General features: G+C 38.8%; 13 protein-coding genes. 2 read left to right on the plus strand and 11 right to left on the minus strand.

The annotated features are described in order from the left end of the window. Positions 1-11: 11 nt before the first annotated feature. The 4 genes from BMW42_RS06060 to tatA all read right to left on the minus strand — a co-directional run bounded on the left by BMW42_RS06060 (position 12) and on the right by tatA (position 3,871). Positions 12-2,219: a PhoX family protein gene (locus tag BMW42_RS06060; RefSeq protein ID WP_092766753.1), complete on the minus strand. Its 2,208-nt coding sequence runs from the start codon at positions 2,217-2,219 to the stop codon at positions 12-14. Between the two features lie 165 nt (positions 2,220-2,384). Then, complete coding sequence (gene tatC, locus BMW42_RS06065; protein WP_092766754.1) at positions 2,385-3,167, minus strand: twin-arginine translocase subunit TatC; 783 nt, start codon at positions 3,165-3,167, stop codon at positions 2,385-2,387. Then, a complete protein-coding gene (gene tatB, locus BMW42_RS06070) occupies positions 3,164-3,628 on the minus strand; it encodes a Sec-independent protein translocase protein TatB (protein WP_051586559.1) in 465 nt (154 codons plus the stop codon). The genes tatC and tatB overlap by 4 nt, the downstream gene beginning before the upstream one ends. A gap of 15 nt (positions 3,629-3,643) precedes the next feature. Next, positions 3,644-3,871 (minus strand): Sec-independent protein translocase subunit TatA, encoded by a 228-nt coding sequence (gene tatA, locus BMW42_RS06075; RefSeq protein ID WP_035266725.1) that lies wholly within the window; start codon positions 3,869-3,871, stop codon positions 3,644-3,646. A gap of 172 nt (positions 3,872-4,043) precedes the next feature. On the opposite strand from tatA, the gene BMW42_RS06080 reads away from it, so the two are divergent. Beyond that, the gene (locus BMW42_RS06080; protein ID WP_092766755.1) at positions 4,044-4,919 is read left to right on the plus strand and encodes a permease; all 876 of its coding nucleotides are present in this window, start codon (positions 4,044-4,046) and stop codon (positions 4,917-4,919) included. Here BMW42_RS06080 and rdgB read toward each other — a convergent pair. Then, positions 4,916-5,545, minus strand: a complete 630-nt coding sequence (gene rdgB / locus BMW42_RS06085; protein WP_092766756.1) for an RdgB/HAM1 family non-canonical purine NTP pyrophosphatase — start codon at positions 5,543-5,545, stop codon at positions 4,916-4,918. The two genes, BMW42_RS06080 and rdgB, sit on opposite strands and share 4 nt — an antisense overlap. A 241-nt stretch (positions 5,546-5,786) precedes the next feature. On the opposite strand from rdgB, the gene BMW42_RS14955 reads away from it, so the two are divergent. After that, positions 5,787-6,095 (plus strand): GNAT family N-acetyltransferase, encoded by a 309-nt coding sequence (locus BMW42_RS14955; RefSeq protein WP_092766757.1) that lies wholly within the window; start codon positions 5,787-5,789, stop codon positions 6,093-6,095. A gap of 42 nt (positions 6,096-6,137) precedes the next feature. On the opposite strand, the gene BMW42_RS06095 is transcribed toward BMW42_RS14955, so the two are convergent. From BMW42_RS06095 to BMW42_RS06120, 6 genes are all read right to left on the minus strand, one after another. After that, complete coding sequence (locus tag BMW42_RS06095) at positions 6,138-6,728, minus strand: tetratricopeptide repeat protein (protein ID WP_092766758.1); 591 nt, start codon at positions 6,726-6,728, stop codon at positions 6,138-6,140. Continuing rightward, entirely contained in the window at positions 6,725-7,318 is a 594-nt protein-coding gene (gene metW / locus BMW42_RS06100) for a methionine biosynthesis protein MetW (protein WP_092766759.1), read from the minus strand. Before metW ends, BMW42_RS06095 begins: the two co-directional genes overlap by 4 nt. Beyond that, complete coding sequence (gene metX, locus BMW42_RS06105) at positions 7,318-8,478, minus strand: homoserine O-succinyltransferase MetX (RefSeq protein WP_092766760.1); 1,161 nt, start codon at positions 8,476-8,478, stop codon at positions 7,318-7,320. Before metX ends, metW begins: the two co-directional genes overlap by 1 nt. Positions 8,479-8,579: 101 nt before the next feature. Further along, a complete protein-coding gene (gene leuA, locus BMW42_RS06110) occupies positions 8,580-10,277 on the minus strand; it encodes a 2-isopropylmalate synthase (RefSeq protein ID WP_092766761.1) in 1,698 nt (565 codons plus the stop codon). A 318-nt stretch (positions 10,278-10,595) separates the two neighbouring features. After that, positions 10,596-11,279: a Fe2+-dependent dioxygenase gene (locus BMW42_RS06115; protein WP_092766780.1), complete on the minus strand. Its 684-nt coding sequence runs from the start codon at positions 11,277-11,279 to the stop codon at positions 10,596-10,598. A 64-nt stretch (positions 11,280-11,343) separates the two neighbouring features. Then, a complete protein-coding gene (locus BMW42_RS06120) occupies positions 11,344-13,635 on the minus strand; it encodes a TonB-dependent receptor (RefSeq protein ID WP_092766762.1) in 2,292 nt (763 codons plus the stop codon). Positions 13,636-13,666: the final 31 nt, after the last annotated feature.

The raw sequence follows: 13,666 nt of genomic DNA on the forward strand, positions 1-13,666 counted from the left end.
CAATGTTTGAATTAAGCAGCAGGAGGATTTTCTTTCTTTTCTAGACTTTCCCCAACAATCTCGCCACCATCTTTACGTGTAATCACGACCGTCGCAGAGCGAGGACGTGTACCTTTACCACCGCTGATAGTGTTGCTGTGATTTGCAGGCCAAGTGCCACCAGGATGCTGAACATTCACAAAGATTGCTTTATAGTCTGGTGTCATCGTTACACCTGTAATTTCACAGCCTGAAGGACCTGTTAAAAAACGACGTAACTTTGAATCATCAAGCTGTGCGCCAGCAGGAGTAAGTTGAGTGGCATTATTTGAACCAGCATTTGCAGAAGTCACTTTACCATCACTTACTTGACCTGGAAGTGCAGCGAGCATCATGCAATTCGTTTCATCTGTATAAGCGCCATCATCAGTCTGTACCCACAAGACACCACGTGGATCAAACCATAGGCCATCTGGACTTGAGAAATCATTTGCTGATGTGAGTCCAGATAGGTTTACACCCGGAAGTGAATCTTCTTCTGCGCCAAATAAGAAGATATCCCATACAAATGTTTTTGCTGTAACAGTATCACCAGTTTCACGGAAACGAATAATATGTCCGTTGATATTCCCGCGAGGACTACCACCTTTATCATTATCAGCATAATTACGAGGGTTGGCAGCATCAATCGTATGCTCACTTCCACGTAATGAGTTATTGGTTAAGGTGACATAAACCTCACCATTCTCTGGGTTTACTGCAACCCATTCTGGACGATCCATTTTGGTTGCACCAACTGCATCACCTGCTAAACGGGCATTTACCAATACATCAGCTTGATCTGTAAATTTGTATTTTGAATAACTAGCAATTAATGGATTGGAGATATTGAGTTCAATCCACTCACCAGACGTCTTTTGAGTTGCTTCATTAAAGTTAAATTTAGCAACATAGAATTTACCGTTATTCATATATTTATCACCAGCAGCATAACCGCCGTTGATATCTTTAGGGTCCCAAACCGCATCTGAAACAAATTTATAGATATATTCGCCTTGAGAGTCATCCCCCATATAGAAGGCTAGTGGTTGCCCAGGAATGGCACGACTCACACGGCAATCTTCATGAGCGAAACGTCCAAGAGCTGTACGTTTTACTGGGCGCTGACGACCATCAAATGGGTCAATTTCAACAATCCAACCAAATGTATTTGGTGAGTTTCTAAAATCTTGAGTTGCAGAAGATGCAGAGACTTTGGTTAACCAGCGCTCATAGACATCTTGAGGGAACAGTTGTGCTTGAACAGTGTGCCACTTATAAGAACTATTTGAAGCAATTTTATAACGTTTTAATGACTCCAAATCCTTTTCAGAACGATCTTTATCATCGCGAGTAAAGTATTGGTTAAAGTTTTCTTCGGTGGTTAAGTACGTGCCCCAAGGCGTATAACCGTTACCACAGTTATTGATCGTACCTAATGTAAATGTGCCTTCTGGACTGATCTTGGTCTGCACCAATTCATGCCCTTTTACAGGACCAGCGAAATCGATTGGTGTTGCAGCTGTAATTCGACGGTTGAATACAGAGCGTTTATTTAGAGTGACTTGTTGAGTTGTTGGATTTTTTTGTACTTCAATCACTGAAACGCCGTGACAGTTGATTTCACGTAATGCTTCATCTTCAGAACGAATATCCGCTGAAATGGTATTATTCGCTGGATGTAAAATTGCTTTGTTATCTACATATTCATGGTTGAGTACCAGTAAACCTACATTTGACTCATTTTGATCATAACGGCTATTTTTCATGCCGAAATATGTCATACCGTCATGACATTCACCTGAACGCATGGTAAATGAAGCACCACTCGGAATATTATCTGCATCCCATTCAGGCATACCTTCAAAAAGCGGGTCTCCTAGTGCATAAATAACACGTGCTTCATATCCTTCAGGCACTGTGAATTCATTTTTAATATTTTTATCAACCGCTTTAAATGTTAGTTCAGTTGGCGTTTTTGATTTGTCGAATTCAGGTAGTGAAGGATTTGAGTTGTTATTGTCATTGTCGTCACTGTTACAGCCTGCGACTGAAGCCGCTACTGTCAATGCTACTGCACCACCAGCAGTCTTCTTAATGAGATCTCTACGCGTAATTTGCTTTTCAAGTAAATGGTTAAATTCTGGATTCCCCGAATCATTGCTATCGTAATCATCGTTAAAAGGTATTAAATCAGTCATGTTCGTTCCTAGCATCTTGCTTGGTAGTTTTTAGCGTCACAAACAACTTAATGCGCAATCATGACAATCAAATGATAGATTTATGTCAGTTGAATTAAGCTTTTATTTAAAGAGTATGAAAAAGGCGAGTCTTAAGACTCGCCTATGTTTAAAAGGGTCAAAATATCAAAGTATTGACTTTGCTCTTCTATTTTCGAGTAATTTTCCAAAGAAAAGTCCCAATTCAAATAACATCCACATTGGTATCGCCAACATAATCATCGATAGTGCATCAGGTGGCGTCACAAACATAGAAACGAAGAAACAACCTACAATAATAAAACGTCTTTTTTCAACCAATTGTTCTGTGGTAACTACCCCAATCATAATGAGTAATAAAGTCACAATTGGAATTTCAAAAGTTAAACCAAAAACCAAGAATAACTTTAAACAGAAACTCAGATAGCTATTAATGTCAGTCATGGGTGCTACCGTTTCAGGTGCAACGCTAATGAAAAAATGTAAAATCGAAGGGAGGGCTACAAAGTAAGCAAAAGCAACACCCGCATAAAATAATGTAATACTTCCGATGAGTAATGGTAGAGCTAAAGCTTTCTCATTTTTATATAGCGCCGGTCTGACAAAAGCCCATATTTGATAAATGATAAATGGCATGGCGATCATTAGAGCAACGAAGAAGTTTAACTTAAATGGTGCCATAAATGTCGCGGTGACATCAGTTGCAATCATTGATGAATTTATTGGGAGTTGAGCTCTAAGAGGCTCAGACATCATTTGATAGCTTTGATTTGCAAATGGTAATAAACAAAAGAATAAAACGAGAATGACCCCAACTATTCTAAATAAATATTTTCTTAAAATAATAAGATGCTTGGTTATTGGCATTTCTTCAAGCTGAGGATTATCTTCATTTGAAGAGATGATATTTGGGAGAGTATTGTGACTCATACTGCCTCCGCTAAGACTACATACGGTTTATTGTGTTGCGCCGAATTTTGAATATGAATAAAACTTTGCTTAGGTGTAGCGTGTCCTCTAAAAGGAACTGCTGTACTTTGCTGAACGCTTAAATACACATAAATAGATCTTGTTTCAGAGAGAACCTGTTGATCGATAGGTGGATTTAAATATTCATCGCTTAATACTGTGTGTTTTTCAATTTCCTGCATTTGCGCTTTCATTTTTTCTTCTAATTCTTGAATGCGCTTCATTTCAGTCTGCATTTGTTCTTTAAGTTCAGACATTCTTAGTTCACGATCAATATCATTTTGTACATTGCTGACCATACGCTTAATTTTGCCATACCATTTACCAGCAAATCGCGCACCCTCAGGAAGCTTTTCAGGTCCAAGAACAAGCAATGCAATGATGCCAAACATTAATAGTTCAGCCATACCAATATTCAGCATTACTGTTACCTACCTTTAATGTTTCGCTGTTGAGTTCAAATCATGAGATGTTTGATGTTCAATCGTGCGTGGTTCTTTTAATTGAGCAGATGTGCTCTGGTCTTCGTCATCCTTAATTGATTTTTTAAAATCTTTAACCGCACCACCAACATCTTTACCCAAATTTTTTAGCTTAGACGTACCGAACAAAAGTAAAACGACAATTGCGAAAATAAGTACGTGCCAAATTGATAATCCAGCCATGATATATTCCTTATTGAAAATGATCTTGAATGATTTCAACAGTTCTTTATGACAGCAAGTTGACGGAATTATTTCAGTTTGAAGTCATGGATTTTTTATGTGTGCAAGAGACTTATTCTGAAGTGAAATAGATGTTGTGCTAAGATGAGAAAAAATCTATTTCATATTTAATATGGTTCTTCTACTCCCACTAGTCTCCTTTCTCATCGGCTATTTTGGCGTAGAATATTTACAAAAAATTCGTCCCTTTATGGCGATGTTGTTGGCGAAAGTGCTGATTCCTCTCATCATTATTTACAATATGGTGTTTTACCAAGAGGGCAGTATATGGTTGATGTTATTTAGTTTTATCGCTTCATTTTTGCTGTATTTATTTGTTTATTACCGTACAAAAGACAAATTAGTCTCCTTATGTTCCAGTTACCTGAACATGGCTTGGCTTGGCTTTCCATTTGCATTCGCTATTTTTGGTGCGCAAGCATCTAGTCCTATGGTTGCACTTTATGTCGGGGGCTCTATTTTTGGTAATATTTGTGCAGTGACCGTATTAAGTGCTGAAAAGCAGTCTGCGATGGAGATTTTGAGAAAATTGACTTTCTCTCCACCGATTTTAGCTTTATTAGTTGCTGGTTTTCTTTCGTTATGGAATGTTAGTCATTTTCAGCAGAATGCAATGATTCAATCATTGTATATATTGGATAAGTGGTTAATGACCTTTACAGGGATGTGTATCCTTGGGATGTGGTTATCTCAAGTAAAAATTCACTTGTCCGATTTAATTGAAAGTTTAAAACTTGCTTTGATTAAATTTCTATTTGGTTTAGTGTGCTGTGCGGTAGCCTATTTTCTTCTACCGATTCCTCACGAACTGGTTGTTATTGCACTGATGTCTATGTTTTTTTTATTACCACCCGCAGCGAATATTGTTGCTTTAGAAACACATTATTCAGGAACAGGTGTTTCAGCCCAATATATCGCAGCGGGTACCATCGTAAGTTGCATGACAATTGGTTTATTTGCCATGGTTTATCATGGACTGATCGTTTAGTTCGTTTCGAGGCTTGCTTTGAATAACTGCATGGCTTGACCACGATGACTGATCTTATTTTTGTCTTCTTTGGTCATTTCAGCGCTACTAATATTGAGTTCAGGTAGCCAAAACAGTGGGTCGTAGCCAAAACCATTTTTGCCACGTGCTACTTCCAAAATTTCACCTTTCCAGATTCCTTGGAAAATCTGAGGTAAAGGATCTTCAGCGTGTTGAACTAAGGCGAGTACACACACAAACATCCCTTCAATCACGTCACCATTGTTACGTAATGGTGCTAAATCTGCCAGTAATTTAGCATTATTGGCAGCATCATCGCCATGCTCACCAGCATAACGTGCAGAGTAAATACCAGGAGCACCACCAAGTGCAGGGACGCAAATACCTGAGTCATCTGCTATAGCTGGTTTACCCGAAATCTTAGAAGCATGTCGTGCTTTGATAATGGCATTTTCTACAAAACTTAACCCATCTTCCACCGCATCCTCAATGTTCAGTTGTCCTTGAGGCACAACGTTAACAGGGAGTTTTAATTCTTCAAATAACTTTTCGAACTCAGCTATTTTCCCTTTATTGTTGCTCGCTAAAACCAAAGTACCTTGATCTAACCAATCTTTAGACGCCATGTTGAATCACTTTCTGTTTCAAATTTGAAGCTATTCTAACGGATATTTGCGATGATACAGATGAACTCATCTTTAAAATAACCAATCATTAAACATGAGAAATTTAAATAGCATTCATATTCGTCAAGCAGAGATCGCAGATGTTGAAAATATTGCGTCCTGTATTGCTTTAGCTTTGAACCACTTTGATGAAATACCAAAAAGTAAGTCCCTATTTTCAAAATAAGCTCTTGTATCGCACATCAATCATCAAGAGATAAAATACTTTGTTGCAGAATTAAAGCAGTCGCTTGTTGGGATGATTGCTTACAAACAACCCACTCATATTTTTCATTTTTTTGTTCATCCAAATCTGCAATTTCAAGGCGTTGGAACTCTTTTATTTAATTATGTGTTAGATCAATTAAATCAAACGGAGATCCAGCAGATAACAGTCAATGCGCATATAGGGGCTGTTCATTTTTATAAAAAATTAGGTTTTACTTCACAGAGTGAAGTGGACATATTCGAAGATCTGAAATTCATAAGAATGAAGAAGATGATCGAATAAAAAAAGCACCGATAGGTGCTTTCTTCAAACTTATAAGCGTAATTAACGGCTTTGAATCCATTGATCAGCACGATCACGTGCAGTACGAATTTGTTCTGGTGTCAGGTTGGCAGCCAAAGCCGTCTTTTTTGTCTCAGACATATTGATCACTTTATTATCTAACATGCCATCACGTGTAGAAAGCTCATACCATTGGTAAGCACCCATATAGTTTTTCTTTTGCTCTTCCATAACGGCTAAATTGAAGCTTGCACGATTGTCACCATGACTTGCTGCTTTTTCGAAGTATTGGCGAGCTAAGGTTTCATTTTTAGCAACACCAATACCGTCAGCATACATACGACCCACATTCAGCTGAGCAGATGAAATACCTTGATCGGCTGCTGCCTTATACCAAACGAAAGCTTGTTTTAGGTCTTTAGCAACATCTTTACCATGTTGATAATGTGTTGCCAGATAAAACTGGGCAGCCGGTTGACCTGCTCGAGCAGCTTTTTGCAGCTCCGATACAGGCATACGTGAATACTGTGCAGCTAGTGCAGAAGTTGATGGTTGTTGAGGTACATAATCTGCATGAACTTGGAAACTCAACAACCCTAGAAATAATGAAGTACCTAAGAATAACTTTTTCATAGAGCGCTCACTCGATAAATCGCGACCTCGCCAAACAAGTTCGGGATATGCTTGCTGAGCAAACTCCCTTGTTGATTCCCATTCACGGCTAAACGGTCAATAATTTTAATTTGATTCTCAGCACAAAGTGCTTCGAAATCCTTAAACGTGCACAGATGGATATTTGGAGTGTTATACCACATATAGGGTAAGGCATCCGAAACAGGCATTTTCCCTTTTAAAGCAAGGAAAGAGCGTGTTTTCCAGTGTGCAAAGTTAGGAAAAGTAATAATTGCTTGTTTCCCAACACGCACCATATCGCGCAAAAGCACATCAGGTGCATCTACAGCTTGCAAAGCTTGTGCCATGACAACATAGTCAAATGACTGGTCTGCAAAGCGTCCCAAACCGAGGTTCAAGTCTTGTTGGATGATATTTAACCCTCGACTGACTGCAATTGCAATCTTTTCTTGATCGATTTCTAATCCGTATGCACGAATGTTGTGCTTTTTGCTCATATGAGCCAGTAACTCACCATCGCCACAACCAAGATCTAAAATGCTTGAATCAGGTTTAATCCATTTTTCTGCAAGCTTCTGATCGATACGCATTACACGGTCTCCTTAGGGGTTGAAGCAAGATGGTCTATACCACCTAAGAAAGCCCTTAAAGTTTTGACATATAAAGGGATAGGGAACAAGAACGAGTCATGACCTTGTTCTGCATCAATATCAACATAGCTCACAGGCTTATGATTGGTAATCAATGCATCCACAATCTCAACAGATCGGGAAGGAGAGAATCTCCAATCCGTAGTAAATGAAATCACAAGGAATTTACATTTTGTATTCGACATTGCTTTAACTAAAGATTGTTCATACTCACGAGAAGGATCGAAGTAATCCAAAGCTTTAGTCATGATCAAGTAGGTATTCGCATCAAAGTTACGACTAAATTGTTCACCTTGATAGCGAAGATAACTTTCAACTTGGAATTCAACATCGAAACCATACATAAATTTGCCAGATTTTAAATCACGACCAAATTTTTGTTTCATGGCTTCTTCAGAAAGGTAGGTAATGTGACCTACCATCCGCGCTAGAATAAGACCACGTTTAGGATAGCTGTCTTTTTCTAAATAGCGACCATGATGAAAATCAGGATCAGACAAAATGGATTGGCGCGCGACCTCATTAAACGCGATATTTTGCGCTGAAAGTTTAGGTGCACTGGCAATAATGACACAATTATTTAATCGGTCAGGATAATCTACAGACCACTGAAGTGCCTGCATGCCTCCCAAAGAGCCACCAATAATAGAGTGCCAAACAGTGATACCAAGACGATCAGACAGCATTGCTTGAGTTTTAACCCAATCGCGCACGGTCACTAATGGAAAATCTGGACCATAAGGACGATTTTCATTTTCAGGATTTGGGGAGGTTGGTCCTGTTGATCCGTTACAACCACCAATATTGTTTAATGCCACCACAAAAAATGTATTGGTATCAATTGCTTTGCCTGGCCCAATACAAGCATCCCACCAACCTGCTTTTTTATCATCTTCATGGTGATAACCAGCAGCATGATGATGACCAGAAAGCGCATGGCAGATCAAAATTGCATTAGATTTATCTGCATTGAGTGTGCCATAAGTTTCGACCATCAATTCGAAACGTGGTAAAACGCGGCCACATTCTAATGCGAGTGGTTCTTCAAATTGGAACTTTTGTGGAACAACAATGCCCACTGAGTCAGCTGGAAAAGACACAGGATAAATTCGCCTAAAATCTTAAGTATGAATAAATAAAAGGATACCACTTGAGGGTATCCTTCTAAAGTCATTTTCGTGCTAAATATTATTGCTAATATTTATACTGCCGCAGCGATCACTTGATCTGTGCTCAAAACACCTTGATCAATTAAACGATTTGTACATGCAATAATTCCTTCAATAGATGAAGTCACGATGTTGTCATGTACACCAGCACCGAATGCTGATTTACCTGTACCTTTGACTTGAAGTTCAATTAGTGCCAACGCTTTAGCATTTGCACCAGAACCAATGCTACGTTCTTCATAGTTCACAACATCGATTGGCAACTGTAAAGCATCTAAAATTGCAGAGATTGGTCCGTTGCCTTCACCACGTAGATGTTGAACTTGACCACCGACTTCAATATCTAATTCAATGACTTGATTGCCATTTTCATCAGATAATCGATAGTTTTGCGCGACATAATGTTTATCTTTCTGATTTACATATGTACTTTGGAATAAACTCCAAATTTGCTCAGCAGAAACTTCTACGCCTTCTTCGTCAGCTACCTGTTGCACGACTTGCGAGAACTCAATTTGTAAGCGACGTGGTAATACGACGTTGTAGTTCGACTCTAACAAGTATGCGATACCACCTTTACCTGATTGTGAATTGACACGAATGACTGCGTCATAATCACGTCCCAAATCTTTAGGATCAATTGGTAAGTAAGGCATGTCCCAAATTTCTTCGTTTTTCTGGAACTCAAAGCCTTTTTTAATCGCATCTTGGTGTGAGCCAGAAAATGCAGTAAATACTAAATCACCCGCATATGGATGACGTGGATGAACGGGTATACCTGTACATTCTTCAATAGTAGAAATGATTTCATTAATATTTGAAAAATCTAGATTTGGAGCGACACCTTGGGTATACATATTTAATGCAATCGCTGCAACGTCAACGTTACCTGTACGTTCACCATTACCAAATACACAACCTTCCACACGATCAGCACCAGCCATGATCGCTAACTCGGATGCTGCAATACCGCATCCACGGTCATTGTGACAGTGTACAGAAATAATGACACCATCGCGGCGTTGTAAGTTGCGATGCATCCATTCAACTTGGTCAGCGTAAATATGAGGCCCAGAAACTTCAACAGTTGCGGGTAAATTCAAGATAACTTTATTATCTGGGCGAGCATCCCAAATTTCAGTGACAGCATCACAGACATCTTTTGCAACTTCTAATTCAGTTGCGGTAAAGCATTCAGGAGAGTATTGGAACACCCATTCAGTTTCAGGATATTGCGCTGCATACTCTTTCACTTTCTGAGCCGCATTCACCGCTAAAGCTTTCGCACCCGCTACATCAACATTCAATACTTTTTGGCGGAATGTTGGTGAGTTTGAATTATAGATATGCACTATTGCACGTTTTGCGCCTTGTAATGATTCAAATGTACGTTGAATTAAGTGATCACGAGCTTGAACTAATACTTCGATATATACATCATCTGGAATATGATTTTCTTCGATTAATTTACGGGTGAAGTCAAAATCAATCTGTGAGGCAGATGGAAAGCCAATTTCAATATGTTTGAAACCAATTTTCACCAACATTTGGAACATCTTGAACTTTTGTTCAATGTTCATTGGTTCGAAAATAGCTTGGTTACCGTCACGAAGGTCGGTGCTCATCCAGATAGGCGCTTTATTAATTTCGTTATTTGGCCATTGACGGTCAGGTAAGTCTACACGTTGGTACATGCGACGGTATTTTTTGCTTGGATCAGCCAACATCATGAGATAACTCCTTTCATAGCACAACATGCTTGGGTCTTGTGTAAAGGCACTGCGCTATTTATATCGATTGTGTCTATTCTATCAATTTACAAGTGGCTTACTGCATCATTTTGCTGAATTCTCTAAAAAATCTTTTGAATATATAGAGCTTAGCTATACCGTCACAGTGCTTGTAAATTCTTTCTTTTATTATAGTGCGATCTTCAAGAGAATTATTCCCTGATTTAGATCAAAGTATGATGAATGTGAAATTTTTTTTCACAATATATTTTTTTTTAATAAAATTTTTCATTATAAAAATTAACGATGAAAAATAAATTAGAGTTCTGCCCATTTTCGAATTAAATTGTGATAGAGGCTCGTGAGTTTGATGACTTGCTCATGTTGATCTCCTAATGCCATACGAAGTTGCTGAATAGATTGATCTAAAGTAAATAACATATGTCGATTTGAATCATCTCGAATCATACTTTGTACCCAAAAAAATGATGCCAAGCGACAACCCGATTGGATAGAAGTGACCTCATGTAAGCTAGTAGATGGATAAAGTATCAAATCTCCTGCAGGGAGTTTGACTTCGTGATATCCATAAGTATCTTCAATGACTAATTCACCGCCGTCATATTCGTGCGGATCACTCAAGAATAAGGTACAAGATAAATCTGTTCTCAAGCGTTCTTGTGAGCCTTGAACTCTGCGAATCGAATTGTCGACATGAAAACCGAATGATTGATGCTGTTCATAGCGATTAAACAGAGGGGGAATGATATCTAGTGGAATTGCTGCTGATAAGAATAAAGGATGTTGACCTAGGGATTCTAAAATAATATCACCTAGATGTTTGGTCAGGGGATGATCATTGGAAAGTTGATGATTATGTTTCACTGTTGCAGAGAGTGTTCCAGCTGTTACCTTTCCATTGACCCAATCTACTTTAGACATTTCTTCACGAAAATATCGAACTTGTTCGGGGCTTAGAATATTTGGAATATGATGAATCACTACGATCACTCACTGCTTTAGGTGATGAAAAGCATAGCTTGTATAGAGCTATGCTGAAATGAAATTAAAATTTGAAATTTAAAGACAATACAGCATTTCGACCTTCAGCTTCAGTTGCATAATGCGAAGCATAAGCTTTCGTGAAATAACGTGTATCTGAGAGATTATTGACGTTCAATTGAAGATCAATATCTGAATTTACTTGATAGCGAGCCATGGCGTCATAACGCACATAGCCTGGTACAAATTTGGTATTTGCAGCATCTCCATACACTCGATCCATAGCTAAAACACCAGCACCTAATTGTAATTTAGGGAGAACTTGGTAAGTTGTCCACAAAGTGGCAGAGTGTTTTGCGACATTTTGGACTTGGTTACCATTAGTTGGGCTAGCCGAATAACTTCCATCGCTATTTTTGACATAACCTGCATCAACAATTTCACTATCTAAATATGTGTATCCTGCAGATAAAGCCCATTTATTTGTGATATTGCCGTTTAAGCCTAATTCAAGGCCATCAACACGTGTCTCACCAATATTTCTTGTAAATCCATCACTATCTAAAGCGCGAGTATTTTCTTTTTCTGTACGGAAAATAGCAGCTGTAAGATTAATTCTGTTATTCAAAAGGTCCCATTTGGTTCCGATTTCATAGGTTTTGACTTCTTCAGGTTTGAGGTTGTTAATTGCTCTTGCTTGTGCATCAGTCGTATTTCGTCCTGGGACACTTAACCCTTCTGAACCATTACCAGCATCGATTCCAACGGGATTAGCTGAAGTCGCATAGCTTGCATAAATTGATCCATTTTCTCTTGGTTTAAAAGTTAATCCAGCTTGATAATTGAAGAAATCGTGTTTTGAATTATATTTTGTTCCTGCTTGAATTGCTGAAGTGCCTGAACCAGTATCTTGATTGTATTTCATTTCAGTTTTGAATTCATCCCAGCGAATACCAAGGTCAAGGAGCCACAGAGGATTAAGCTCAATATTATTTAGGGCATATACTGATTGTGTTTCAGATTTGATCATCATGACATTTGGATTCGCTTGAACTTTACCTAGCCAAGCATCATTCGAATTGGGGTTATAAAGATCAGTACACCAACCATTTGAAATATTTAATGAGCATGCATTATTAGCACCACTACCGCCTATTAACGTGGTATTAGGGTCGGTTACAATGTTTGTGCCGCGTTCAGAATCTTGTTTACTGTATTCAGCACCCAAATTGAAATTATGTTTTATGATGCCTGTTTGGAATTTACCTGTTAATGCGAGTTGATCTGTAAAACTGTCAGTGGTTGTTAGGTTGGTATTTAGACGACGCCAAACTTTTCCATTTGCGACGTTGCCCTGACTGTCATCTGGTTGAGTCCATAAGTAATTATTTTTTGATTTGCTATAGACAGCAGTATTCGTCAAGCTTAGATTTTCGGTAAAATCTTGCTCTAGCTTAAGGGTCCCACTTTGATTTTCTTGCTTTTGAAAATCACGATTTAACCAACCGTAGTATGTACCCTGTTTAACATCAACGGGTGAGCCGACGGTCGCTTTTCTGTCAGTGTCGTATTTATATGGAATACCTGAATCTGGCTTATCATCAGACTTTAGGTAGTAGTAGGCTAGTGTCGCTCGAGTGGGCGTGTCTAACCCAAAGCTAATACTTGGTGCAATACCAGCACGTTCATATTCAGCGCCATTATGTTGTCCCGCTTTTTCATTCTGGTGACCCATTGCCACGACACGAGTCGCAATACCATTCCCAAAATCTTTATTTGCATCTAATGTGATACGTGCATAAGCATCAGTACCGCCAGCAACAGAGCCTTGGAAAGCATCTCCAGATTTGGCTAATTTGGAAATTAGGTTAATACTACCACCCGTGGAACCTCCACCACCTAAAGTAGAGGCGGAGCCTTTGGTGACTTCAACCTGTTCAACGGCAAACATTTCTCGGTTTTGAGAAGTAGAGTTCCTCACACCGTCAACGTACATTGAACTTTCAGAGTTATAACCACGGATAAATGGACGGTCACCATTTGGGTTGCCACCTTCGCCCGCACCAAGTGTAATTCCTGGAACAGTTCTTAAAGCATCAGACAGCGTAGTCACTTGAGTATCTTGTATCTGTTTTTGAGAAATAACAGAGATTGATTTGGGAGTATCGAGTAGGGGAGCAACGTATTTAGCGTTTGAGGATTTGTCGACTTTAAATGACTGCTCTGATTGAGCCTCTGATTTAATTGTCTCTAAATGCGCTGTATCTTCTTGTGCGAAAGTTTGACCTGAAATAACAGCCAATGACGTTGCTATTGCAGATGAAACGATTTTTTTACGTGTCGTGATAAAGGCCATGTTCAACCTGATATGAATTTGTTTTCAGGTT

The organism is Acinetobacter sp. DSM 11652 (assembly GCF_900109815.1).
Lineage (GTDB): Bacteria > Pseudomonadota > Gammaproteobacteria > Pseudomonadales > Moraxellaceae > Acinetobacter.

Excerpts from the sequence above, each read along its gene's own strand:
- BMW42_RS06080 (WP_092766755.1), top strand. The coding sequence starts at position 4,044 with ATGGTTCTTCTACTCCCACTAGTCTCCTTTCTCATCGGCTATTTTGGC.
- metW (WP_092766759.1), bottom strand. The coding sequence starts at position 7,318 with ATGCGTATCGATCAGAAGCTTGCAGAAAAATGGATTAAACCTGATTCA.
- BMW42_RS06095 (WP_092766758.1), bottom strand. The coding sequence starts at position 6,728 with ATGAAAAAGTTATTCTTAGGTACTTCATTATTTCTAGGGTTGTTGAGT.
- tatB (WP_051586559.1), bottom strand. The coding sequence starts at position 3,628 with ATGCTGAATATTGGTATGGCTGAACTATTAATGTTTGGCATCATTGCA.
- BMW42_RS06060 (WP_092766753.1), bottom strand. The coding sequence starts at position 2,219 with ATGACTGATTTAATACCTTTTAACGATGATTACGATAGCAATGATTCG.
- leuA (WP_092766761.1), bottom strand. The coding sequence starts at position 10,277 with ATGATGTTGGCTGATCCAAGCAAAAAATACCGTCGCATGTACCAACGT.
- BMW42_RS06120 (WP_092766762.1), bottom strand. The coding sequence starts at position 13,635 with ATGGCCTTTATCACGACACGTAAAAAAATCGTTTCATCTGCAATAGCA.
- tatC (WP_092766754.1), bottom strand. The coding sequence starts at position 3,167 with ATGAGTCACAATACTCTCCCAAATATCATCTCTTCAAATGAAGATAAT.
- tatA (WP_035266725.1), bottom strand. The coding sequence starts at position 3,871 with ATGGCTGGATTATCAATTTGGCACGTACTTATTTTCGCAATTGTCGTT.
- rdgB (WP_092766756.1), bottom strand. The coding sequence starts at position 5,545 with ATGGCGTCTAAAGATTGGTTAGATCAAGGTACTTTGGTTTTAGCGAGC.